The organism is Hyalangium versicolor, assembly GCF_020103695.1.
Taxonomy (GTDB): domain Bacteria; phylum Myxococcota; class Myxococcia; order Myxococcales; family Myxococcaceae; genus Hyalangium; species Hyalangium versicolor.
Window position 1 is genome coordinate 1 of record NZ_JAHXBF010000039.1, and the last position, 25,065, is coordinate 25,065.

Consider the following 25,065-nt stretch of genomic DNA (forward strand, 5'->3'; position numbering starts at 1 on the left):
TGTAAGTCCGCTCTCAAGCGCTTGGTACTTCGCCGCGATGACTTCCTCCAGGTCCATGCCTACATTGATGGGCACGATCTCGGGCACCCGCAAACTGAAACTTTATTCCTGCGCGGCTCCTTACCGTCGAAGGACACCACCCCCAGCGGCAGCATGGGCTCATACGCGCCCCGCTCCAGCAGCGCCAGCACCCACCCGCGTAGCGTCTCCCGCAGCCCGGCCACGCTCTGCCTCTGCAACAACCGCCACAGTGTGCTGTCGGACACGGCTCGGGGAAGCTTCAGCTTGCGTCGGGTGCGCACCCCCAGGTCCTGCGACAACTCCTCTATCTGGTTCAGTCCCGCCCTGCCGCATGCAAAGCCCACCACCAGCAGCGCCAGCAAGCCCTGGTGGGCATGTCGCCTCCCGCGCTCATCCCGCGGATCCTCCACCTGCTCGCTCCATGACACCTGCGCGTGGCGCAGGGCCAATCTCTGTTGCTTGGTGACTTGTCTCATGCATCACTGCTCCCGGCTTCCGCCTTTGCTCCAGTGGTTGCGGTGGCCATAGGGGGATGGGGCTCGCCGGCTCCTCCCCCGCCTTTGCCTTCGCACCGGGCTTTGCTCACCCACCTCCTAGCAGCCAACCCCACAGGTAGTCTCTTGTTCACCATACCCCATACGACACCCCTTCGGCAGCAAGCGGTCGGTACTGCCTTCGGATCAGGATTGGTGCCTCAAGCAGGCCCCTGCGTTCGATTGGAATCCGCCTTCACGCAAGTGCCCAGCCCCACTCAGCTTCTGGGCTCTACGACCCCAGACAACGAATCGGGCCTGGCAACCAGTGGCGCGACTGCACAACTCCCTAGATCGTCGTGATCGTGTCGGGGGGCCGTGCACGCGGGTGTGGCAAGTCCAGGTCGGCCATGCGCGCGCCTGCCTCATCCGCTATGGCCTTCAACTCGGTGCTCGTCTCCTTCGCGCCGAACGTGCCCCCAAGCCATCGGTGCAAGTCCGCTTCCAACTCCCCCGCGGTCTGGTAGCGGGCTCGCACTCCATGACGAGCGCGAGAACATCATTCAGCGAAATGCCGGACGGGTGATCGGTGATGACGTACCAGGCCCCCTCCGCCTTGTGCAGCCCGTGGGCGCGGAGAATCCCCGGATGTTGGAGGTACTCGGCCAAGCGCACCTGTTCCTCCAACTTCCCTCGTGCCTTGGAGACCCGTCCACCTCGCGCTCCCCGTTTGGGGGCGGTGTGCTCGGCGCTCTGTCCAGCTCGGTGATCGACATGGCTCAGAACGGGTGAGCGCCATGGTTCGGAGCATGCAGTGACAGCCCCCGGGTCCTGGCAATGAACCGCACTGGTATGACAAGCATACCAGGTGGCTCAGCCTCTGCCCGGAGGGGGCCCTTCCTTCACGCGCTCAGGAGCGGAGCGCTCCGCGGACACCGAGCCACGCTCAGTTGCAGCTCATGTAGTAGCCCGCGCTGTTCAAGGTGAGCCGGTAACCGGCTCCGCACGTCAGGTACGTCCCAGTCCCCGTCTGGATGCTGTGCGAACTCGCGAGGACGCAGGTGTAGAGATAGCCAGACGCCGCATAGAGGCTGGTCGATTGGCCACTCACGCACGTGACATAGATGCCGCGTCCGGTCCGGATGCTCGAGTTGCTGGAGAGGGTGCCCGTGTCGAAGTAGCCCGAAGTGTCCAGGCTCACCTGGGTCCCTGCCTGCGCGGTCAGATACACGCCGCTGCCCGTCCGGATGGACGAGTTGGAGGTGAGTGTCCCCTGCTGCCAGTAGCCCGAATCATATAAGGAGAGGACGGTCCCCGCCTGTGCGGTGTGATACACGCCGTTGCCCGTCCGGATGGACGAGTTGGAAGCGAGCGTCCCCTGCTGCCAGTAGCCCGTTGCGTACAGGGTGACGGCGGTCCCCGCCTGCGCGGTGTGATACACGCCGTTGCCCGTCCGGATGGACGAGTTGGAGGTGAGCGTCCCCTGTTGCCAGTAGCCTGTGGTGTAGAGCGAGATGAAGGTCCCCGCCTGCGCGGTGTGATACACGCCGTTGCCCGTCCGGATGGACGAGTTGCTTGCCAGGATGCATGACTGAAGGTTGCCGTTGGCATCCAGCGAGACGTTGCTCTGGCAGGACACATAGACCCCGCTCCCCGTCCGGACGCTGGTGGCAGTCTGCACCGGCACGAGCTCGCTTTCGGCTTGCGCGCTGGCGGTGGGGCCTGGCCCCGTCTCGTTCAACGAATCACCAGGGGTCTCCACCCCGCATGCGGAAACTCCCAGGACTGACATCAGCACAAGCCACGTTTTCTTCACAAAGGCCTCCCCATCGCAGTCTCTTCGCCTCTACTCCTCATAGGGAGGCAGGGTACTGACGGGCTATGCAGGGAATTTTGGGGGAGCGGATTCCTCCCAGCATCACATCGGAGCGTCGCCCACTCCTTCGTGTAGACAGGACCGGTGCCCATGGCGCTACCGGTCCCACCAGGAGCGGGTCCATGACCGAAGGGGAGACCGAAATGGCGACCGTCGACTTCCGTGAGCTCGACCTCTCTGAACTGCAAGGGGTCAGAGGAGGGTTGAACCCTCAACCGCTGCCGCCGGGAGCGGCGCTCTATCGCTCGGTGCTCTCCTGGGTGGCACTGAATCCGCAGCCTGAGCCGCCGGGCATTCAGTTTGCACGGCAGAGGTATTTCTAGATCGCGCCTGGGAGTGAGAACTTCTGACGGCGTCAGAAGTGGCGAGCGGCAGCACCGTCCGCTCCATTCCCTGGACAGCAGCGAGTGCGCAACCACCATTTCCCACGAGCGCAGGCCCATAAGTGATGAGAATGAGGCGCTTTCGCGCGTTCATCGTGGGTACCCCGTGACGACGATCCTGAATTCGGGATCCCTATCGAGCAGTGTTTGCTTGTGCGCTTTGGTGCTCACCATCTCCGCGCTCCCAGGGTGGGGGACCCTCATCCGCTCACTGCGGTGACGGTCACTTGGACCGTGCTGGTGGAGGCTCCCGGCGGCGTTCCGTGCGGGCTCGAGAACCTCATGAAGGTTAAGCAGCGGGAAGGGAGCATCGGAACCGGGTGCCACGGTCCGTTCGAGGCTCCGCCTGCAACCGGCCCTGGTGCACTTCGAGGATGGAGCGGCTGATGGATAGCCCCATCCCCAGTCCTGTGGCCTTGGTGGTGAAGAACGGCTCGAAGAGGCGCTTCTGCGCCTCGGGGCTCAAGCCCACGCCCGTATCCTCCACGGCCAACTCCACGCGCCCGTCCGTCCGCTGCGTGCGCACCCAGACCTGCCGCTCTCCGGGCGGACACGGACTCACAGCATCCAGCGCGTTCATGATCAGGTTGAGCACCACCTGCTGTAACTGAACCCCATCCCCGTTCACAGGCAGCGGCGTGTCCGCGAGCTGCAGCGTGAGGGTGGCGCCCCGGAGCTGCGCATCATTGCCGACCAACTGGGCGACCTGGCGCACCAGCTCATTGAAATCATGAGAGGTGAAAGGCCCCTGGTCCTTCTTCAGCAGCGCTCGCGTGCGGCGGATGATCTCTCCGGCGCGCTGGTCGTCGGCGACGATGTCCTCGAGCACCTCTCGCAGCAGCGTGAGGTCGGCCGGCGTGCGCTGGAGCAGCCGCAGCGCCGTCTCGGCATTGGTGCGAATGGCCGAGAGGGGCTGGTTCAGCTCATGGGCGATGGAGGCCCCCAACTCGCCCACTGCGGCCACTCGCTCCATGTGGGCCCGCTCGTCCCGGGCCCGGCGTGCCTCCAACTCGGCACGCCTGCGCGGAGTCGCATCCACCACCGTGACCACGGCGCCGCCACCCGGCAACTCCAGCCTTCGGGCTCGCAGCTCGAACCACGTGTCTGCCCGGGGGCCCCGAAACTCCACCATGCCTTCCTCCACCCGGCCCGAGAGCACCTGGTCCAGCAGCGTGGCCACCCCCGTTGACTCGAGTTCCCCTGAGAGCGCCAGCTTCTGGAGTGCCTGCAGGTAGGCGCGGCCGGGGACCACGAGCCTCTGGGTGGACAGCGCACCCAATCCCTCGCGCTGGGCCGAGGGGGCGCTGGCCCGAAGCACCGCACCGTCCCTGTCCAGGATGGCCACCGCGCCTGGGAGTGAATCCAGCACGGAGAGGTTCAGCCGCTGGGCTCCCAGGCGCCGCCGCCGCTCCAGCAACAGCGCGACGATGAGCGCCGCCTGGAGCAGGCCTGCTACCACCACGGCGAGCACCACCCAGCTGTAGCGTTCCCAGAGTTCGGGAGCTCCCGGCGCGGCGGTCGCGAACGGAGTGGTGGCCATCAGCCACGGCAGCAGAACGCTCACGACGCGCATCCCCATTCTCGTAGCCTCCACTCTAGTGAGCCCTGGGTTGAATTGACAGGGATGCAGAGTCGAGGATCGGGCTATACCCTTTCGCGGATCACCCGGAGAGCTGCGCGGATGAGTGAGCCCAAGCAGGACGTGGACCCGGAGACCCTCGGGGAAGCCAGCACGCTCATCAGCCCGCGGCCGAGCCCCGTCTCCGCCGAGGGCGGCCCCCCCGACTGGTCCACTCCTCCCGCCGCTGGGGCGGGTGGCGTCCACGTGGCTCCCGGGCAGGCCCTGGCGGGCCGCTACACCGTGTTGGACTCCTTGGGCCAGGGTGGCATGGGCGTGGTGTGGGCCGCCTATGACGCGCGGCTGGATCGGCGTGTGGCCCTCAAGCGGGTGCACTCGCGCGAGGCTTCCGACGGTGGCGATGGGCTGGCCCAGGTCCGCATGGTGCGAGAGGCGCAGAGCATGGCCCGCCTCAATCATCCCCACGTGGTGGCTGTCTATGATGCGGGGACGCTCGAGGACGGCTCCGTCTTCATCGCCATGGAGTACGTCCAGGGCCAGACGCTGCGAAGCTGGTGCCAGCACACCCCGCCTCGGTCCTGGCGTGAGATCGTCAAAGCCTATCTGGACGCCGGGCGCGGGCTGGCGGCCGCGCACGCCGCGGGCCTCGTCCACCGCGACTTCAAACCCGACAATGTCCTCGTCGGTGAAGACGGCCGGGTGCGAGTCACGGACTTCGGCCTGGCTCGGTCCGGGTCCATGCCAGGCGCCGCCTCGCAGCCTGCCGCTGCGCTTCCTGCCTCGGCGCTGGAGGCGCCGCTCACCCTGCCGGGCGCTGTCATGGGAACGCCCGCGTACATGGCTCCGGAGCTGCTCCAGGGCCAGCCCGCGAACGTGCGCAGTGACGTGTATGCCTTCTGTGCCTCGCTCTACGAGGCGCTCTATGGGCGAGTCCCCTTTCCCATGGACTCGATGGCCTCGATCCTCCGCCTGTTGAAGGAGGGCCTGCCGCCGGTTCCCCCCTCGGACTCGCCGGTGCCCGCCTGGGTCTCCCGCGCGGTGTTGCAGGGCCTGCACCCCGATCCGTTGCGGCGGCCCGACTCTCTGGAGCGGGTGTTGCGGCAGTTGGAGGACGATCCCGAGGTGCGGCACCGCACCTGGTTGCGGATGGGAGGATTGGCGGCGGTAGTGGCGCTGCTCGTGGGGGGGATGTTCTGGGTCTGGGGGCGGCAGGGCTCCAACTGCGAGAGTCTGGAGCGCCGCCTGGACGGCGTATGGGACGCGACGGTGAAGGCCCGCGTCACCCAGGCGCTGGAGGCCACGGGGCTTCCGTATGCGAAGGACACGGCGCAACGCGTGGAGCGGCTGCTGGATGGATACGCGCAAGCGTGGGTGAAGCAGAGAGTCGAGGTGTGCCAGGGGGAGGGCGCGCATTCGGTGGCGGGGCTGCCGTCGCAGAGCCTGGGGCTGCTGCGGGAGGCCTGCCTGGAGCGGCGGCGCAGCCAGCTCCAGGCCTTCACCGAACTGTTGGGTCGTGGGCCGGATCCAGAGCTGGTGGACAAGGCCGTGCCGGTGGCGCAGGCGCTGCCGCCGCTGGATTACTGCGCGGATGCCCAGGCGCTCACGGCGGCGGTTCCGCCTCCCGAGGATCCCCAGGCGCGCGCACGGGTGGAAGCGCTGCAGGCCCAGGTGGAACCCCTGGCGGTGCTGCTCGCGGCCGGCAAGTACAAGGAGGGGCTGGCGCTGAGCGAGCAACTGCTGCCCCAGGTGGAGCCGCTGGGCTACGCGCCCCTGCATGCGCGGACGCTGCTGCTCAAGGCCCAGTTGCAGGAGGGCGCCGCGGACTACAAGGCCAGCGAGGCCACGGCCCAGCGGGCCATCGCCGAAGCGTCCCGGGGCAGGGATGCGGTGCTGGCGGCGCAGGCCTGGAACCTTCGGCTGCTGCTGGTGGGGGTGCGCCAGGCACGTCCCCAGGAGGCCGAGGTGTTGGAGCCCATGGTGGAGACGGTGGTGGAGCTGGCCAACGACGAGGGCACCCGTGCCGACTCGTTGCGGGCGAGGGGCCGGCTGCTCGAGAGCGTGGGCCGGTATGCGGAGGCGAAGGAGCGCTACGAGCGCGCCCTGGCGCTTCGGGAGAAGCGCTTTGGAGCCAACCACCTCCAGGTAGCGCTGGCGCTCACGGACCTGGGCACCGTGCTCCGGCGCCAGGGCCAGTACGCGGAGGCGAAGCAGCAGCTCGAGCGCGCCCTGGCCATTCAGCAGGACACGGTGGGGCCCACGCACGTGACGGTGGCCTCCACGCTCACCTCCCTGGGGGTGGTGTTCAAGGAGCTGGGCCTGCCTGAGGAGGCCAAGGCCCGGTACACGCGGGCCCTGAGCATCCTGGAGGGCGCTCTGGGCCCCGAGCACCTCCAGACGGTGACCGTGCTTCAGCACTTGGGGAACGTGCTCCTGGACCAGGGGCGGTACGAGGAGGCTCGGGCCCTGCATGAGCGCGGCGTGGCCAGCCTGGAGAAGGTGCTGGGCCCCGAGCACCCGGATGTCTCCAAGGTGCTCGCCAGCCTGGGCATTGCGTTGGCGGGGCTGGGCCGGTACGACGAAGCGCGGTCGCGCTTCGAGCGCGCGCTGGCCATCCAAGAGAAGACCTTTGGGCCCGAGCACCCGGATGTGGCGGGCATGCTCATCAACCTGGGCGGAGTGTTCGGGGACCTGGGCCGGTATGAGGAAGCCAGGGCCCGGCAGGAGCACGCGCTGGCCATCCTGGAAAAGGCGCTGGGGCCTCAGCATCCGGTGCTCTCCATCCCGCTCACGCTGCTGGGCCGGGCCCTCACGGGGCTGCGGAGGTATGACGAGGCGCAGCGCCAGCTGGATCGCGCGCTGGCCCTGCAACAGCAGCCTCAGGATCACGCCGGGCTGGCGGAGCCGCTCACCGGGCTGGGATTGCTCCAGTTGGCGAGAGGCAAACCCGCGGCGGCCGTGCCGTTGCTCGAGCGGGCCTTGCGGGTCGCACCGGAGGAAGCGGCCACGGAGACGCGGTTCGTGCTGGCCCAGGCCCTCTGGGAGTCGAAGCAGGATCGCCCTCGCGCCCTGGAGCTGGCCACCCGCGCACGCGAGGAATGGCGCCGCCGCGGTCACGCCCTCCGGCTGGCGGAGGTGTCCCAGTGGTTGGCGTCCCGAGGCTGAGTTGGGAGGCCAGGCCCCTGGTGAGCGAGGCGGCGCTCACGCGTCGGATCGTGGAAGCCGGAACGCGGCGAACAGCGCGTCGGTCGCGAGCGGCGCCGTGGTGCGGCCGGCGACCACGTCCGCCTCGAGCTGTGGCAGCAGCCTGGAGACCTCGGGGTGCGCCCGGAACGTCCGCTCGAAGCGCTCACTGATGAGCGCCCACAGCCACGCTCGCTGTTGCCCGGCGCGGTGCGCGGCGAACTGGCCCGTGTCTTCCAGCATCGCGCGGTGCTCCTCGACCAGCTTCCACAGCTCGTCCAGTCCCTCGCCCGTGAGCCCTGACACGGCGACAGCGCGAGTGGCCCACGTCAGCCTGCGCCGCGGCAGGTAGTGCAGCGCGGCCTTGAGATCCGACAGCGAAGTGCGCGCGCGGCGGGCACCGTCTCCGTCGGACTTGTTCACCGCGATGCCGTCGGCCAGCTCGAGAATGCCCTTCTTGATGCCCTGCAGCTCATCCCCCGCGCCGGGAAGCATGAGCACCAGGAAGAAGTCGACCATCTCGCTCACAGTGGTCTCGCCCTGGCCGACGCCGACGGTCTCCACCATCACTACGTCGAACCCGGCGGCCTCGCACAACAGCATCGTCTCACGCGTGCGCCGCGCGATGCCGCCGGGGGACATGCCGCTCGGCGAAGGCCGGATGAACGCCCTGGGCTCGACCGAGAGCCGGGCCATGCGCGTCTTGTCTCCCAGGATCGAGCCGCCCGACACGCTGCTCGAAGGGTCGATGGCGAGCACCGCCACCGTCTTGCCCCGCCCGAGGAGCTGCATGCCCAGCGTGTCGATGAGCGTGCTCTTGCCCACGCCGGGAACTCCGGTGATGCCGACGCGCAGGGCCTTGCCGGTGGCGGGCATCAGGCGGGTCAGCAGCGCCTGTGCGAGCTGCCCATCGGCCTCGTCGCGGCTCTCGACGAGCGTGATGGCCTGCGCGAGCACGGTCCGGTTCGCCGCGCGGACTCCTTGCTCGTACTCCTCGAGGCTCAACCGTGGACGGCGGGGGCTCATGCGCCGCCTTCCAGCCGGTCGAGCAGGGACTCCGCCGCCTCGGCGATCACGGTGCCAGGACCGAAGATCTCGGACGCCCCCGCGGCCCGCAGCGCGGGGTAGTCATCGGGGGGGATGACTCCGCCCACCACCACCAGGATGTCCGGCCGCCCGAGTTCCGCCAGCGCCTTGCGCAGCGCGGGAACCAGGGTGAGGTGGCCTGCCGCCAGGGAGCTCGCGCCGATGACGTGGACGTCGTTCTCGATGGCCGCGCGCGCCGTCTCTTCGGGCGTCTGGAAGAGCGGGCCGATGTCGACGTCGAAGCCGAGGTCGGCGAACGCGGTGGCGATCACCTTCTGGCCGCGGTCGTGGCCATCTTGTCCCATCTTCGCGACGAGGATGCGCGGTCGCCGGCCCTCGCGCTCGGAGAACGTCTTCGTTCGCGTGCGCACCGACTCGACGGCCTGGGAGGTCTCACCCACCTCGCGAGCATACACTCCAGAGATGGCGCGAATCTCCGCCTGATGGCGTCCCCACACCTTCTCGAGCGCGTACGAGATCTCTCCCACCGATGCCCGCGCGCGCGCCGCGGCGATGGCGAGCTCGAGCAGGTTGCCTCCGCGCCCTTCGGCGCACGCGGTGAGCGCGTCGAGCTTCGCGTACACCTGTGCGTCGTCGCGCTCGCGGCGCAGCTTCTCGAGCCGCTCCACCTGGGTCTTCCGCACCCGCTCGTTGTCGACCTTCAGCACAGGCACGGTCTCGTCGGATGTCGGCTTGTAGCGGTTCACGCCGATGATGGTCTGTCGCCCCGAATCGATGCGCGCTTGCGTGCGCGCGGCGGCCTCCTCGATGCGCAGCTTGGGCACGCCGGCCTCGATGGCCTTTACCATCCCTCCCAGGCTCTCGACCTCTGCGAGGTGCGCCCGCGCACGGGCCGCGAGCTCGTGCGTGAGCCTCTCGACGTAGTAGCTACCGCCCCAGGGATCGACCGGCCGGGTCGTGCCCGACTCGAGCTGCAGCTGGAGCTGGGTGTTGCGGGCGATGCGGGCCGAGAAGTCCGTGGGCAGCGCCAGCGCTTCGTCGAGCGAGTTCGTGTGCAGGCTCTGGGTGTGGCCCTGGGTCGCCGCCATGGCCTCGACGCAGGTTCGAATGACGTTGTTGTAGACATCCTGCGCGGTCAGCGACCAGCCCGACGTCTGACAGTGGGTGCGCAGCGCGAGGCTCTTGGAGCTCTTCGGATTGAAGCGCGCCATCAGCTCGGCCCAGAGCAGCCGGGCGGCGCGCAGCTTGGCCACCTCCATGAAGAAGCCCATGCCGATGGCGAAGAAGAACGAGAGTCGAGGCGCGAACGTGTCGACGGGCATCCCCGCCGCGATGCCGGTGCGCACGTACTCGAGGCCGTCGGCTAGTGTGTAGCCGAGTTCCAGGTCGGCCGTCGCTCCGGCCTCCTGCATGTGGTAGCCGGAGATCGAGATGGAGTTGAACTTCGGCATCTTCGCTGAGGTGAACGCGAAGATGTCGGCGATGATCTTCATCGAGGGCGCGGGCGGGTAGATGTACGTGTTCCGCACCATGAACTCTTTGAGGATGTCGTTCTGGATGGTGCCCTGGAGCTGCTCGGGCTTGACCCCTTGCTCCTCGGCGGCGACCACGTAGAGCGCGAGCACGGGCAGCACCGCGCCGTTCATCGTCATCGACACGCTCATCTTGTCGAGCGGGATGCCGTCGAACAGCAGCCGCATGTCGAGGATCGAGTCGATGGCGACGCCGGCCATCCCGACATCTCCCGCCACGCGCGGATGGTCGCTGTCATAGCCACGGTGGGTGGCCAGATCGAAGGCGATGGACAGCCCCATCTGACCCGCGGCGAGGTTCTTCCGGTAGAAGGCGTTGGAGGCTTCAGCCGTCGAGAAGCCGGCGTATTGGCGCACCGTCCAGGGCTTCTGCACGTACATCGTGGGGTAGGGCCCCCGCACGAAGGGTGGCAGGCCAGGCAGCGTGTCGAGGTGGCCGGTGCCGTCGAGCGCCTCGGGTCCATAGATCCGCCGCAGGGGGATCTTCTCAGGAGTGTCCCAACTCCCCTCGAGCGACGAGTCCGGTGCGCGCGGCCGCGGAGTCACTGCATCGAAATCGAGCGCGCCAAAGTCTGGCAGCTTCATGCCATCACCTCGAGCAGCGGAGCCAGCGTCGCCACGACATCGGCGCCGAGGAAGATGAAGCCATCGACGCCTGCCTCGCGCAATGACGCCTCGAGCGCTCCGGGGCGGCCCGCGAGCAGCACGCGCTTGCAGCCGAGAGCCTTCAGCGCGCGGGCCCGGGCTGGCGCTTCGGCGGCGTAGCGCTCGTCGGTGCCGCACAGGCAGACGACGGCGGCGCGCTCGTCCCCGGTGGTCTCGCGCGTCTTCAGCCCGCCAGCAGCGAAGAAGCCCGCCGCGAAGCCAGTCCGTGGACGTGACTCGGCGAACGAGCCCAGCGTGACGAGCAGCACGTCAGGGAGACTCAGCGCTTCGGCCTTTGCGCGCAGCGCCTCGAGCGGCCACGCGTCGCGGCGCAATGGAAAGCGCTGCGCGGCGGGGTCGCCTTGGGTCGGCGCCGGCCTCGGCAGCACCTCGTCGAGGTTGGCGAAATCACCCACCCCCAGCACCGGTAGCTTGCGCTTGGAGACCTGCTCGGCCCGGGTCTGCGCAGCCGCCGCGAGCCGCGCGGCCAGCGTGCCGCTTGCGAGGGCGGCGGCGAGGCCTCCCTCCCGCTCCAGGGCTTGGAAGCGTCTCCATGCCTCGCGCGCCAGGGCGTCGGTGAGGGTCTCAAAGGCATACGCGCCGCCAGCGGGATCAGCGACATGCCCCAGCGCGCTCTCCTCACGCAAGACGAGCCCCGTGTTGCGGGCCACGCGGTGCCCGAGGGCCGAGGCAGGCCCGAGCGCTTCGTCGAAGGCGAGCGGGGTGACGAGATCGGCTCCGCCGAGCACCGCGGCGAAGGTCTGCGTGGTGACGCGTAGCATGTTCACCCACGGATCCCTCGCGGTCATCGTGCGGGAGGAGCACACCGCATGCACCAGCGCACGCGGAGCGTCCTCGGCCCCTGCCGCGGCCAGCAGCTTCGCCCAGCACGTGCGCAGAGCGCGCAGCTTGCACAGCTCGAGGAACGTGTCGCGGCCCACGGCCACGCGCAGGGAGAGCGCCGCAGCCGCCTGCCCAGGGGTGAGCTCCTCGAGCGCTCGCAGGTAGCATGCGCCGGCCGACAACGCGCAGGCGATCTCGTCCGCGGGGTCCGCCCCAGCGTTGTGATACGGCAGCGTCGAGACCACCAGCGGGGTCCCCCGGGTGCCCACAGCTCGCACCACCGAGGTGAGCGTGGCGAGTTCGTCCTTCAATGCCGAGACCGGAGCGAGCTCGAGCGCGCACGTGGCGAGAGGGTCGATCCCGAGGATGAAGCCATCCTGTGAGGGCGCCCGGCTCGCCACCGTGGAAGCTGGCAGCGCGCCTGGGTCGAGCACGTAGAACGTCCGCAGGTCCGCCGGCACCTCGCCAAGAGGCACCCACAGCGCGTCGGCGCCCGACGCGACATCCTCCCTCAAGGCCGCTTCGTCCGCCCGCTCGCCATGCCGCATGCAGATACGGAACGGCCGAGCGGATGGCTCGCGCCACAGGGGCGTGGCGGGCCTGTCTGTATACAGCGGAGCCACTCTCACGCCCTCGAGCGCCTGGTACACCAGCGCCTTCTCGAAGGGCACACCGGCCAGCTCTTTGTCGACCAGCGCGCGCCAGTCTCCAAGCGTGGTGGGCGGAAAACCTGAAGGGGCAGTGCTCATCTCATTCGACCCCGAGCGCCGTGCGCGTCATCGTTACATGTTCCGGCGGTACTGCCCCCCCACGCGATACATCGCGCGCGAGAGCTGTCCGAGCGTACAGACCTTACATGCCTCTATCAGGGCGCTGAACACGTTCTGTCCGTCGAGCGCGGCGCGCTGCACCTGCTCGAGCGCCTTGGGAGCTGCCTCCTCGTTGCGCTTCCAGAACGCATTGCGAGCGTCGATGGCATAGTCCTTCTCCTCCTTCGTCGCGCGAATGACCTCGGGGGGAGTGAGGGTCGGTGACCCTTTTTGATCGAGGAAGGTGTTCACCCCGATGAGGGGGAGCGCGCCGTTGTGCTTCAGCGTCTCGTAGTACAGCGACTCTTCCTGGATCTTCGACCGCTGGTACATGCGCTCCATCGCGCCGAGCACGCCGCCGCGCTCGGACAGGGCCCGGAACTCGGCCAGCACCGCGTTCTCGACGAGATCGGTCAGCTCTTCGACGACGAAGGATCCCTGTGTGGGATTCTCGTTCTTGGCGAGGCCGAACTCCTTGTTGATGACCAGCTGAATCGCCAGCGCGCGCCGCACGCTCTCTTCGGTCGGCGTGGTGATGGCCTCGTCGTAGGCGTTGGTGTGCAGGGAGTTGCAGTTGTCTTGAAGGGCGAGCAGCGCCTGCAGCGTGGTGCGGATGTCGTTGAAGGCGATCTCCTGCGCGTGCAGTGACCGGCCCGATGTCTGGATGTGATACTTCAACTTCTGCGAGCGCTCATTGCCTCCGTACTTGTCGCGGATCGTGCGCGACCAGATGCGGCGGGCGACCCGCCCGATGACCGTGTACTCAGGGTCCATGCCGTTCGAGAAGAAGAACGACAGGTTCGGCGCGAAGTCGTCGATGTGCATCCCGCGTGACAGGTAGTACTCGACGAAGGTGAAACCATTGGAGAGCGTGAAGGCGAGCTGCGAGATGGGGTTCGCCCCGGCCTCGGCGATGTGGTACCCGGAGATCGATACCGAGTAGAAGTTCCGGACCTTGCTGTCGATGAAGTACTGCTGGATGTCGCCCATCATTCGCAGGGCGAACTCGGTGGAGAAGATGCAGGTGTTCTGCGCCTGGTCCTCTTTCAGGATGTCGGCCTGCACCGTGCCTCGTACCTGGGACAGCGTCGCCGCGCGGATCTTCTCGTAGACGTCGTGCGGCAGCACCTCATCGCCAGACACCCCCAGCAGCATCAGGCCCAGTCCGTCGTTGCCGTCGGGCAGCGCCCCCTGGTAGCGCGGGCGCTCGACTCCGCGCTGTGCGTACAGCGCCGCGATCTTCTCTTCGACCTCCTGCGTCTTGCCCTGGGCGCGGATCCACTTCTCGCAGCCTTGATCGATGGCCGCGTTCAAGAAGAAGCCCAACAGCATCGGCGCGGGGCCGTTGATGGTCATCGAGACCGACGTCGCCGGGTCGGCCAGGTCGAACCCGGAGTAGAGCTTCTTCGCATCATCGACGCTGGCGATGCTGACGCCCGAGTTGCCCACCTTGCCGTAGATATCGGGTCTCGAGTCGGGGTCCTCGCCGTACAGCGTCACCGAGTCGAACGCCGTCGACAGCCGCTTGGCGGGCAGCCCGCGCGACACATAGTGGAAGCGGCGGTTGGTGCGCTCAGGCCCTCCTTCACCCGCGAACATGCGGGCTGGGTCTTCGTTGTCCCGCTTCAGCGGGAACACGCCCGCGGTGAAGGGGAACTGGCCGGGAGGCGCTTCACGCAGCAGCCACGTGAGCACGTCGCCCCAGTCCTCGTACTTCGGCAGGGACACCTTGGGGATCCGCAGGTGGGAGAGCGACTCAGAGAAGAGGTCGAGTTCGATGACCTTGTCACGCACCTGGAATTGATACTTCGCCGCCGCATACCTGCGCCGGGTCGCAGGCCACTCGTCGAGCAGCCGCTTGCACTCGGGGTGCAGGCGGGACTCGAGGTCCCGGTAGAGCTCGTCGAGCTCGCGCACATACGAGGGCTCTCCCTCGATGCGCTGGGTCACCTGCACCACGTCGTCCTTGCCCGAGGGCTCGATGATCTCGAGCCGCTTCTTGCCGACGTTCGCGCGCAGCGTCTCGATGGTGCCGCGCAGCTGGTACATGCGCCGCGCGATGATCGCCTGCTCGCGCACGAAGGCGTCATAGGCCTCGCAGGTCTCGGAGATCTCGGCGAGGTAGCGCGTCCGCTCGGGGGGGATGATCCACCGCTTCTCGCTCATGCCGGGAGTCAGCTCCTTGCGCGTCGCGAGCGGCGCGCTGGTCTTCTTCGCCAGGGTGTCGATGATCGCGCGGTACAGCCGGTTCATGCCCGGGTCGTTGAACTGGGAGGCGATGGTGCCGTGCACCGGCACGTCGTCGTCGGCGATGTCGAAGGTGTTGTGGTTGCGCCTCCACTGCTTGCGCACGTCGCGCAGGGCGTCGAGCGAACCGCGCTTGTCGAACTTGTTGATGGCGATGATGTCGGCGAAGTCGAGCATGTCGATCTTCTCGAGCTGGGTCGCCGCGCCGTACTCAGCTGTCATGATGTACAGCGAGACGTCGGCGTGCTCGGTGATCTCGGTGTCCGACTGGCCGATGCCCGAGGTCTCGACGATGATCAGGTCGAAGCCCGCGGCGCGGCAGATGTCGATCGATTCGCCCACGTGCTTGGAGAGCGCGAGGTTCGACTGCCGCGTCGCGAGCGAGCGCATGTACACGCGCGGGTCATCGATCGCGTTCATGCGAATGCGATCTCCCAGGAGCGCGCCGCCCGTCTTTCGCTTGGACGGGTCCACCGACAACACCGCGATGGTCTGCTTCGGATCGTCGTCGAGGAAGCGCCGCACCAGCTCGTCGATGAGGCTCGATTTGCCGGAGCCTCCGGTGCCGGTGATGCCGAGCACGGGAGGGCGCGGGGTGGACACGGGGCGCGCCGCCAGCGCCGCGCGCAGCTGATCTCCGGCCTCGGGGAAGTTCTCGGCGATCGTGATGAGGCCGGCGATGGTGCTCGGTTCGCGCCCGGGCAGCGCGTCGAGCAGCGGCTGGAACGCGGGCGCGCGCTTCTCGAAGTCGCTGCGCTGGAGCAGGTCGTTGATCATGCCCTGCAGGCCCATGGCGCGGCCGTCATCGGGCGAGTAGAGGCGCGAGACTCCGTAGGCGTGCAACTCTTCGATCTCCGTCGGCAGGATGGTGCCGCCCCCACCGCCGAAGACGAGCGTCCGCGCGTTCGCCCGCTTCAGCAGATCGATCATGTACTTGAAGAACTCGACATGGCCGCCCTGGTACGACGTGATGGCGATGCCCTGGACATCCTCCTGGATCGCGCAGTTCACGATCTCCGCGACCGAGCGGTTGTGCCCCAGGTGGATGACCTCGGCGCCTGACGCCTGCATCAGGCGCCGCATCACGTTGATCGCGGCGTCGTGGCCGTCGAACAGGGAGGCTGCGCTCACCAGCCGGATGTGGTGGGTGGGCTTGTAGGGCCCAACCACTGGGCGCGAGACGAGACGGGACATGGTGTCAGTTGCCTTTCTGGCGCAGCATGGCCGCCGAGCGGCGCTGCAACTCTTCGGGCGAGACCTCTTCGATGACGGTGTGGAGCGTCCACCGATTGCCGACGGGGTCGACGATACCTGCGGTGCGGTGCCCGTAGATCTGATCCACGGGAGCGTGGAGCGAGCGGGCGCCGGACTCCAACGCGCGGCGGTAGGTCTCGTCAACGTCGTCGCAGTACAGGCCCAACGCGCAAGGCATCGGCGAAGCCCCCATCCGCGGCGCGCTGATCATCACCAGCGAGTCCTTGATCAACACCTCCGCGTGCAGCACGTTGCCGTCGGGCAGTGCCACGCGCTTGAGCAGCACGGCACCGAACACGTCGCAGAGAAAGTCGAGCAGCGTGGGGATGTGGTTCACGATCAGCGCCGGGTTGACCGCGTGGTGCCCCCAAGGTCTTGGCGTCGTGCCCATCGTCTTCGCCATATACACACGGCGCTTCCACCCGGCAAAGCATGAAGGTGCCTATAAATTCGCGGCTCTAACGCACGACTTGCGAAGTTTGCGAATGAGCTGAGGCCCCGAAACGCACCTGGGCTGCCGGCTCACGCCACGGAGTAGGGCTCGAGGCGCCTCTCGTTCTCGTCCACGACGACCTTGCCGCCGAGGGGCGGGAACGCGCGCTGTGGGCAGGCCGTGCGCTCGCACACCTTACACCCCGCGCCGATGGGCGTAGGGGCGCTGGGATCTTCCAGGTCGAGACCCTTCGAGTACACGAGCCGACCTGCATGGCGCACGTCGCACCCGAGGGCGATCGCGAAGGTCTTGCTCGGCGCGGCGTAACCGCCGTGCTCCCGTGACACCGTCCGCGCGATCCACAGATATGTCCGGCCGTCAGGCATCTGGGCGAGCTGCCTCAGGATGCGACCCGGTTGCGCGAAGGCCTCATAGACATTCCACAGCGGGCACGTTCCACCGACGCGCGAGAAGTGAAAGTCGGTGGCCGATTGGCGCTTCGAGATGTTGCCGGCGCGATCGACGCGAATGAAGAAGAAGGGGACCCCGCGCGCGTCGGCGCGCTGCAGCGTGCTGAGGCGGTGGCAGGTGACCTCGAACCCGACCCCGAAGCGCTGCCGGAGCCGATCGATGTCGTAGCGCAACTCCTCCGCTGCCTCGAGGAAGAGGCGGTAGGGCATGATGAGCGCGCCCGCGAAGTAGTTGGCAAGCCCGATGCGCGCCAGCGAGCGGGCCTCGTCGCTCGAGAAGCGGGTCTCGTCGACCAGGCGTTGGATGAGCTCCCCAAACTCCAGGAAGGCGAGCTGCGTGGCCATCTGAAACGCCCGCTGGCCGGCCGACAGATGGCTGGCGAGCACCAGTCGCCGTTCGCGCGGCTCGTACTTGCGCTGAGACGAAGGCGCGGCGGGCTCGTCTCCACTGACGATGAGCTTCACGCCGTGCCGCTGTGTGAGCCGCTCGGAGAGACCACTGGTCACCTCGCCGATGCGCAGCTTCGCTTCCGCGAAGAGCCGCTCCGCCACCGTCTCGAGTTCGTCCACATGGTTGTTCCGCGCGTAGAAGAAGTCTCGAACCTCCTCGAAGGGCATCAGCGGAAGCGAGGAAGCGACGTGGCGTGCTCCGCCCCCGAGCCGATCCGCCATCGCGTCCGCCCGGTCGACCGCCTCGCGGAGTCGGCGGTGCATCGTGACCAGCGCACGGCCGATGGTGGGCATGCGGCTCGCGAACTCGCGCAACTCCGCGGCAGCAATGGGCTCCTCGAGGGCCGCGGCGGAGAGGGCGTCCCGGATGTCTGAGATCAGGCGCGCTTCCGCTTCCTCCGAGAAGACCTGCACGTCGACGCCGAAGGTGGCGCTCACCTTGACCAGCACAGGGACGGTGAGGGGCCGCTCGTCGTTCTCGAGCTGGTTGTAGTAGCTCGGCGAGAGCCCGAGCGCTCGCGCGGCGGCGATCTGGCTCATCTGGCGCTGCTCTCTCAAGCGCCGGAGGCGGACACCCATGAAGCTCTTGGTCATGCGCGAACCTTGTCGCAAGATTCGCAGTTTCGCAATCCAAGCCCGCAATAATACGCCATTTCACGCATTGCTGACGAACCACCATCTGCGTACTTTGCGAACCCTTCTTCGAGAAGGGAAGCCACGCATGACTGTGATTGCAGCGAGCCTGGGCCATCCGCGAATGGGAAGCACGCGGGAGCTCAAGAAAGCCCTGGAGTCCTACTGGGGTGGGAAGAGCACCTCCAGCGAGTTGCTGGCCACGGCCTCCAGCCTGCGTCGCCAGCACTGGACGACGATGAAGGACAAGGGCCTCGAGCACATCCCGTGTAACGACTTCTCGCTCTATGACCACGTGCTCGACATGGCTGTGTGCCTGGGCGTGATCCCCGAGCGCTATCAGTCACTGCGAGATCCCTTGGAGCGCTACTTCGCCATGGCGCGCGGACGTCAGGACCGACAGCAGGGCCTGGACCTCGCCGCGCTTGAGATGACGAAGTGGTTCGATACCAACTACCACTACATCGTTCCGGAGCTCGAGGTGGGCCAGCGCTTCCATCTGGATGCCTCGAAGCTGCTGGCGGAGCTCGAGGAGGCGCGCGCCCTCCGGGTCGATCCCCGTCCCGTGCTGCTCGGGCCTGTCTCCTTCCTGCTGCTCTCGAAGCACGCACCCCACGCGCCGCAGGGCGCTTCGACCCTGGCGCTGCTCGACGCGGTACTGCCCGTGTATGAGCAACTATTGGCGGTGCTTGCAGAGCGTGGGGTTGCCTGGGTCCAGCTCGACGAGCCCTGCCTCACGCTGGACCTCACGCCTGCAGCGCGCTCGGCCTACCAGCAAGGGCTCCAGCGGCTGAGCCAACTGCGCAACAGGCCCCGTCTGCTACTCGCCACCTACTTTGGCGAACTCGGAGCGAACCTGTCGCTCGCCACCGGCTCGGGCTGCGACGCGCTCCATGTGGACCTGGTTCGCGCTCCTTCTCAGCTTGACGACACGCTGAAGGCCCTTCCGACCTCCATGCGCCTCTCGGTCGGGCTCGTGGATGGAAGAAACGTCTGGAGGACAGACCTCGACGCCGCCCATCAACAGGTTCGCCGCGCGGTGCGGGAGCTGGGATCGGACCGCGTCTTCATCGCCCCGTCCTGCTCCCTGCTCCACGTCCCCGAGGACCTGGACAGCGAGAGCAAGCTCGAGCCGGAGCTCAAGAGCTGGCTGGCCTTCGCGAGCCAGAAGCTGGATGAGGTCCGGGCCCTGGCGAGCGCTGCCGAGCAAGACTCGCCCACGGCGGCGGCCTTCACGAGTGCGCGAGCGGCCATCGCCAGCCGGCGCGCATCACCGCGCACCCGGAACCCCGCTGTCCGGGCCCGGATGCTCACCGTCGACGAGTCCATGTCGCGCCGAGGAGCCCCATTCCAGGAGCGAGCCCGCAGGCACCAGGAGCGATTGCGGCTTCCCGTGCTGCCCACCACGACCATTGGCTCGTTTCCCCAGACGGGCGACGTGCGTGGCGCGCGTGCGGCCTGGCGTGCGGGGCGCCTGAGCTCCGCGGAGTATGACGCCTTCCTGAAGGAAGAGACGCGACGGTGCATCGAGAAGCAGGAGGCCATGGGCCTGGATGTGCTCGTCCACGGTGAGTTCGAGCGGAATGACATGGTGGAGTACTTCGGCGAGCAGCTCGATGGGTTCGTCTTCACCGAGAACGGCTGGGTGCAGAGCTATGGCTCGCGCTGCGTGAAGCCGCCCCTGCTCTATGGAGATGTCGCCCGGCCGCGCCCGATGACTGTCGGCTGGGCCACCTATGCGCAATCTCTTACGTCCCGGCCCATGAAGGGGATGCTGACGGGTCCCGTCACCATCCTCCAGTGGTCCTTCGTGCGCGACGACCAGCCCCGGGGTGAGACGTGTCGGCAGATTGCCCTGGCACTGCGTGACGAGGTCCAGGATCTCGAGGCTGCGGGCATCTCCATCATCCAGGTCGACGAGCCCGCTATCCGCGAGGGGCTCCCGCTGCGACGCCAGGACTGGAAGGACTACCTGCGGTGGGCGGTCGACGCCTTCAAGCTGGCCACGAGTGGGGTCCAGGACGAGACACAGATCCACACCCATATGTGTTACTCGGAGTTCGGCGACATCCTGGAGGACATCGCGCGCATGGACGCGGACGTGCTGTCCATCGAGACCTCGCGCTCCAAGCTGGAGTTGCTGGTCGACTTCGCGCGCTTCCAGTACCCCAACGAGATCGGCCCCGGGGTCTACGACATTCATTCTCCCCGCGTGCCCTCGCAGGAGGAGATGGTGGGCCTGCTCGAAAGGGCTCGCTCCGTCCTGCCGGCAAGCCAACTCTGGGTGAACCCGGATTGCGGCCTGAAGACGCGTGGCTGGCCCGAGGTGGAGGCCGCGCTCACTCACATGGTGGAGGCCGCGAGAGTGATGCGGGAGCGGCTGGCCGGCCTCCCTCGTCTAGCGTCGCCAGGCAGCCCGTCGTAGGGTGGATGCGATGAGCGACGACGGGATGGATTGGCACGAGCTTCCAGGGATGGATCGTCGGACCGCGCTCTGCATGCTGCTTCGAGGCACCTGCGCCCTTGCGGTGGCCTGCGCTGGCTGCGGCGGGGGGAGCGATCCTCCAGCCGAGCCCTCCGAGCCTGGACCCGAGGAGCCTCCTCAAGGAGATTCCTGCGGCGGTTCCCCCGGGCGCCCCGAGGAGGGCTGGGTGGAGGTGAAGCTCTCCGACTACCCGGTCCTGCGCGAGCCGGGGGGCTCCGCCGCGGTGCGCATCCCCGAGGTGTTGCTGGACGTCGTCGTCGTGCATACGCAGGACGGCTGCTACACGGCCATCTGGAGCATCTGCACGCACGGCGCCTGTACCGTGGCGTACGTGCCCCAGGAGCGCCTCATGGAGTGTCCCTGCCACGGCTCGCGCTTTGGCGAGGACGGGCAGGTGTTGCGTGGCCCCGCCGCCCGTCCACTCTCCGTGTTCCGCACCATTCGAGAGGGAGAATCCGTGTGGATCTTCCGGCCGAGGTGAGAGGACCCACTGCCAGCGCTGGGTTCGAGTTTTTTCTGACTCCGCGTCGTCCCTGCTCAATTGGCCATCGTCTCATCCCAGTAAATGGGCTGGCACGAGTAGGGCCTGTCCTTCCCACGGCGGCTACAGTGATAGCCTTCTCCGCATACATCTGGGGCATGAGGATCACAGGCGAGCAGGCAGTGCCAACCGTCGCAGACCTTGCCAGCGCCACAGGGCGGCAGGCCGTCGCCACACTCCTCGACACACTCCATCCACACCATGCCGGGATGCGGTGAGTCGTAGCGTGCGTCGCATTGGCGGCCATCAGGGCAGGGGGTCTGCTGGCACTGGGGACCATAGACCTTCGCGCATACGGAAGCGCCTTCACTGAAGGCGATGCACTGCTGACCCGAGAGACACCCGCGCATCTTGCACGTGGGCAGGCAAGCGGGTTGGGGGACCGTGTCCGCGCAGAAGAAGCCCTCGGGACACCCCTGGCTGTCGTCCAGGCGGCAGGGCCGGGCACACCACTTCTCCTCACGGCCACTGCACAGCCACTGAGCAGCGCAGGTTTCTTGTTTCACATCTGGAAGGTTGACGCAGGTCTCCCCTTCATTGCGGAATCCCACAGGGACACAGCGGCGGACCTGGGGCTCGTCTCCCCAGGTAGCAAGACGTCGGCAGACCTCGTCTTCCAGGCACTGCGCGTCCGTCAGACACTCGCTGTCGACGCAGGTCGCCCGTACGCGGCGGCCGTCGAACAAGCAACCTAGCGGCGACTCACACTTTTCCTTGCCCGGCCCGCAGAGCTTCCCGTACGTCGTCAACCGCATGTGTTGGTCATGGGTGAGCATGGGACTGACGCGCACCCCCGGTAGCCCGTCCGCTGGCACCGCTGGCGTGAGCAGTCTCCACAACAGCCCCAGCAGAGGCAGTGACAGGAGCACGCCCGCGAAGAAAGCCCCGAGTTTGTGCCAGTTTCCCCTCCGCACCTACGGAGGTCCTCCACACTCAAGACACGCGAGCGAGTTCTCCTTGCCAGGCGCGCAGGCCCGATCGAGTTCATCGCGCGTACAGCGCTTGATGATGATGATCTGTTCCCGCGAATCCTTGTGGACAGTCTTGGAAATGCGGCCGTCCTTGCCGAATTCCGAGGGGCAGCCGGTCGTTGTCATGCCTGAAAGTACGAGCACTCCCAGCCAGAGCCAACGCATCAGTCCCTCCCGCGAAGGACCATCGATGCTACCAGCGCGGCTTGCCCATCGTCCACGCTGCAGCAGGCAGGAAGCTTCCGACGCGCGGGCTTGATACGGGAGGGCATGGTTTTCCCCAAGATCAACTAGCGTGTCTGAAGGGTTTACAGCCTCACTCGGGTGAAGCTCTGCCATTTCGGCCGCCCACGGAGTGCCGGGGGAGCCGCACCATGAACGTGGTCCCTTCCTCCGCGTTCGAGCGCACCTCGATGGTGCCGCCATGGGCCTGAACAATCTGATGGACGATGTAGAGCCCCAGTCGCAGTCCGGAGGGGGAGCGGCGCTCCTCCTCGGCGCCCCGTCGGAACGGCTCGAACAGGTGAGGGATGCTGTCCGCCGGGATGGGCGCTCCTTCGTTGTGGACCTCGATGCACAAGGTGTCGCCCTCGTCTCGCAATGTGAACTCCACGGGAGTCCCCTCGGAGCTGTAGTCGAGCGCGTTCTTGCCGAGATTGCCCGCGAGCTGGGCGAGCCGGTCCGGATCCCACTCGCCCTGGAAATCGCCCTCGGCCTCGAGCCGTAGCTGGCGCTCGGGGTGGCTCGACTCCAACTCGTCCAGACAATGCCGGCAGATGTCGCGCAGGTTGGCCGGCCGGGACGTGATGGGAATGCCGCCTCCCAGTCGCCCGCGTGTGAAGTCCAGCAGGTCCGCGATCATCCGCACCATGCGCTCGGCGCTCCTGACGATGCGCTGGGTGGCGCGCAGCGGTCGCGCGCCCAGGCTCTCGTCATCGCGAAGGACGGTGGCCGAGGTGAGGATGGCGCTCAGCGGGTTGCGCAGGTCATGGCTGACGATGCCAAGGAAGCGCTCACGGAACTCCGCCGCCCGGCGCACGTCCTCTTCGGCCTTCTTGCGATCGGTGATGTCCAGGATCGTCACCACCGCGGCTTGGATGGTCCCATCGGGGGCATGCACCGGAGCCGCTTTCTGGAGCGTGAACCGAAAGGTGCCGTCGCTGCGCTGGATGAGGATCTCCTCGCCAGCCACCTTCTCCCCCTTCACCAGGGCCCGCGCGATGGGCCATTCCTCGGGAGCGTACGGGCGCCCATCGAGGTGAAAGCCCTGATAGTGCTGGTACTCGGAGATGGTGGCGGAGGCAAAGAACGGTCGCCCCCAGATGCGCTCGAACTCCGTGTTGCCCATGACCAGTCTGCCGGAGGGAGCCTCCGCGATGGCGACCCCGACGGGGAGCTGCTGGACCATGGCTTCGAGGTGCGAGCGTGCCTCCTGGGCTTCTCCCCGTGCCGCGCGCTCACGGGCGACCAACTGGGCGTGCGAGATGAGCACCGCGGCGCGATGGACCATGGTCCGGATGACGAGCTTGTCGGAGGAGGAGAACTCGAACGCCGTGCGGGAGCCCACCTGCGCCACTCCGATGAGTGTTTCTCCCTCCATGAGGGGGACTCCATAGAGGGCTCGCGTCCCATTCCTGCGGAGCGCCGCGCTCATGACGACCGGGTCGTGTGCCGCGTCGTGAAGCTCCAGGGGCCTCTGCTCCACCGCGACCCTTCCCGCAAAACCTTCCCCAAACCTCAAGCAGAACCCCGAGGACACATCCTCCTCGGTCCCTACGCTGGCTTTCAGCCGGAAGAGTTCTCCCTCGCGCAGAAAGATGGCCGCGCTGTCTATCGAGGCGGTGGTCTCCAGCAAGACACGCAGCATCTTGGACAGGAGCACGTCCACGTCCGAGGACACCAGGCCCTCCTCCGCGATGCGATCCAGCGCCACGAGCGTCCGCTCGCGGGCCTTTGTGTAGCGGGAGACAGAAAGGCGGATGGCCTCATCGATGGCACGGTTGAAGCGCTCCGCTTCCTCCAGAGGCATCTCCGCGGCGTTCTGCTCACGGTAGAGCCGCAGCACACAGGCGCGAAGCAGGATGTATTCCGTCGTCACGTCCCCCAGCTCAAAGCCCTCGTCCAGCCGGTCGAGCGCATGGAGCTCGGGCGTTGCGTTCATGCTTACCCGCTCGCCCGTGTGAGCCGTCTCGGTCACGGCTGCGACGCACTCGAGCACCTGCGGCATGTGGTCGATGAGCCGGGGCTTGGAGAGGGGACTTGCCGCGGGCAGGGTGCGGACCAGGTGTTCCCATCGAGCCAGAATGTCCGGGAGGCGTTGACGGATGAAGTCGGACAGTCGGAGGCGTATGGGCTCGCCAGCTTGGGTGTCCTCGGGCATCACCGATAATGTGTGGATGCTCCTTGGAGCCGGCGAGGCACGGCGCCTGTACGACCGCTCGGCTCCACGTGTGCTCCAGCGCCAGGCCGCGCACGCTTGCCCGCTGCCGCAGCCCGTGCCTGCTCCATGCCACCACGCCGGTGGCCTGGGAACTGATTAGAGCTTGCTCCAGCAGACGCTGTACGCGCTCCGGCCGCAATGACTGTCGGCGTACGCACGGCAGTCGCCGTAGGGCACGTCGCCGTAGCCGGCGAAGTAGTGCGTGGTCTGCGACGAGGTGCACCGGTAGGTACAATAACGGGCACCCGAGTCCCAGCCTTCACAGAGGGCTTGGTTCGTCGTGCCAATCTCTTGCTCGGAGGTCTCGCTCTCCTCGGAGATGGGGCCGCCGCAGGCGGAGAGGAGGGCACCGAACGCCAGGCTCATCATCAGGGTTTTCAGCTTCAAGGGAATGCCTTTCTAAAGGGAGGTGAGCTTCAAAGGGGGAGGGTGGCGCCTTACAGCCTGGGCCGCCGGAGGGTGCTACTTGCTCCAGCAGACGGAGACCGCGTTGCCCTTGCAGAAGTCGTTCGCGTACGCCGTGCACCCGCCATAGGTCACGGTGCCGGTGGCGTAGATCCACATGCCATTGGAACTGCACTTCCAGGTACAACGGCGCCCGCCAGCTTCCCAACCCTCACAGACGCCCTGCTCGGTGGCACCGATCTCATCCGCCGAGTTGTCCAGGTTCTCCTCGGAGATGGGGCCGCCGCAGGCGGCAAGGAGAGCACCGAACGCCAGGCTCATCATCACGGTCTTTAGCTTCAAGGCGAG

The 25,065-nt window shown here is 67.3% G+C and carries 17 protein-coding genes; 4 read left to right on the top strand and 13 right to left on the bottom strand.

Translation table 11 applies throughout. The annotated features are described in order from the left end of the window. Positions 1-59: 59 nt before the first annotated feature. The 3 genes from KY501_RS47330 to KY501_RS47345 form a co-directional block, all read right to left on the bottom strand. Entirely contained in the window at positions 60-497 is a 438-nt protein-coding gene (locus KY501_RS47330; RefSeq protein WP_224371765.1) for a transposase family protein, read from the bottom strand. Between the two features lie 346 nt (positions 498-843). Further along, positions 844-990, bottom strand: coding sequence for a hypothetical protein (locus KY501_RS47335; RefSeq protein ID WP_224371766.1), 147 nt, complete (start codon positions 988-990; stop codon positions 844-846). Between the two features lie 450 nt (positions 991-1,440). Continuing rightward, positions 1,441-2,256, bottom strand: a complete 816-nt coding sequence (locus KY501_RS47345) for a hypothetical protein (protein WP_224371768.1) — start codon at positions 2,254-2,256, stop codon at positions 1,441-1,443. 236 nt (positions 2,257-2,492) lie between these two features. Between KY501_RS47345 and KY501_RS47350 the strand changes: the two genes are divergently transcribed. Then, positions 2,493-2,693: a hypothetical protein gene (locus KY501_RS47350; protein ID WP_224371771.1), complete on the top strand. Its 201-nt coding sequence runs from the start codon at positions 2,493-2,495 to the stop codon at positions 2,691-2,693. A gap of 349 nt (positions 2,694-3,042) precedes the next feature. On the opposite strand, the gene KY501_RS47355 is transcribed toward KY501_RS47350, so the two are convergent. Then, positions 3,043-4,317, bottom strand: coding sequence for an ATP-binding protein (locus KY501_RS47355; RefSeq protein WP_224371773.1), 1,275 nt, complete (start codon positions 4,315-4,317; stop codon positions 3,043-3,045). A gap of 117 nt (positions 4,318-4,434) precedes the next feature. On the opposite strand from KY501_RS47355, the gene KY501_RS47360 reads away from it, so the two are divergent. Then, positions 4,435-7,494, top strand: coding sequence for a serine/threonine-protein kinase (locus KY501_RS47360; RefSeq protein WP_224371775.1), 3,060 nt, complete (start codon positions 4,435-4,437; stop codon positions 7,492-7,494). 36 nt (positions 7,495-7,530) lie between these two features. Here KY501_RS47360 and meaB read toward each other — a convergent pair whose 3' ends face one another. The 6 genes from meaB to KY501_RS47390 form a co-directional block, all read right to left on the bottom strand. Beyond that, positions 7,531-8,538 carry a methylmalonyl Co-A mutase-associated GTPase MeaB gene (meaB, locus tag KY501_RS47365; RefSeq protein ID WP_224371777.1) on the bottom strand — a complete coding sequence of 336 codons (1,008 nt, stop codon included), beginning with the start codon at positions 8,536-8,538 and terminating at the stop codon, positions 7,531-7,533. After that, on the bottom strand, positions 8,535-10,676 hold the full coding sequence (gene scpA, locus KY501_RS47370) for a methylmalonyl-CoA mutase (RefSeq protein ID WP_224371779.1): 2,142 nt from the start codon (positions 10,674-10,676) through the stop codon (positions 8,535-8,537). The genes meaB and scpA overlap by 4 nt, the downstream gene beginning before the upstream one ends. Then, positions 10,673-12,328, bottom strand: a complete 1,656-nt coding sequence (locus KY501_RS47375) for a methylmalonyl-CoA mutase family protein (RefSeq protein WP_224371781.1) — start codon at positions 12,326-12,328, stop codon at positions 10,673-10,675. Before KY501_RS47375 ends, scpA begins: the two co-directional genes overlap by 4 nt. A gap of 33 nt (positions 12,329-12,361) precedes the next feature. Then, complete coding sequence (locus KY501_RS47380; protein WP_224371784.1) at positions 12,362-15,829, bottom strand: methylmalonyl-CoA mutase family protein; 3,468 nt, start codon at positions 15,827-15,829, stop codon at positions 12,362-12,364. 4 nt (positions 15,830-15,833) lie between these two features. Further along, on the bottom strand, positions 15,834-16,292 hold the full coding sequence (locus tag KY501_RS47385; RefSeq protein WP_224371786.1) for a VOC family protein: 459 nt from the start codon (positions 16,290-16,292) through the stop codon (positions 15,834-15,836). 119 nt (positions 16,293-16,411) lie between these two features. Continuing rightward, entirely contained in the window at positions 16,412-17,836 is a 1,425-nt protein-coding gene (locus KY501_RS47390; RefSeq protein WP_224371788.1) for a short-chain fatty acyl-CoA regulator family protein, read from the bottom strand. 127 nt (positions 17,837-17,963) lie between these two features. On the opposite strand from KY501_RS47390, the gene metE reads away from it, so the two are divergent. Together metE and KY501_RS47400 are read left to right on the top strand one after the other, a co-directional pair. Then, on the top strand, positions 17,964-20,300 hold the full coding sequence (gene metE, locus KY501_RS47395; RefSeq protein WP_224371789.1) for a 5-methyltetrahydropteroyltriglutamate--homocysteine S-methyltransferase: 2,337 nt from the start codon (positions 17,964-17,966) through the stop codon (positions 20,298-20,300). A gap of 49 nt (positions 20,301-20,349) precedes the next feature. Then, positions 20,350-20,841, top strand: coding sequence for a QcrA and Rieske domain-containing protein (locus KY501_RS47400; RefSeq protein ID WP_224371790.1), 492 nt, complete (start codon positions 20,350-20,352; stop codon positions 20,839-20,841). 1,347 nt (positions 20,842-22,188) lie between these two features. Here KY501_RS47400 and KY501_RS47405 read toward each other — a convergent pair. From KY501_RS47405 to KY501_RS47415, 3 genes are all read right to left on the bottom strand, one after another. After that, positions 22,189-24,033, bottom strand: a complete 1,845-nt coding sequence (locus tag KY501_RS47405; RefSeq protein ID WP_224371791.1) for a sensor histidine kinase — start codon at positions 24,031-24,033, stop codon at positions 22,189-22,191. A 375-nt stretch (positions 24,034-24,408) separates the two neighbouring features. Continuing rightward, positions 24,409-24,699 carry a hypothetical protein gene (locus KY501_RS47410; RefSeq protein ID WP_224371792.1) on the bottom strand — a complete coding sequence of 97 codons (291 nt, stop codon included), beginning with the start codon at positions 24,697-24,699 and terminating at the stop codon, positions 24,409-24,411. A 75-nt stretch (positions 24,700-24,774) separates the two neighbouring features. Further along, on the bottom strand, positions 24,775-25,059 hold the full coding sequence (locus KY501_RS47415) for a hypothetical protein (protein WP_224371793.1): 285 nt from the start codon (positions 25,057-25,059) through the stop codon (positions 24,775-24,777). Positions 25,060-25,065: the final 6 nt, after the last annotated feature.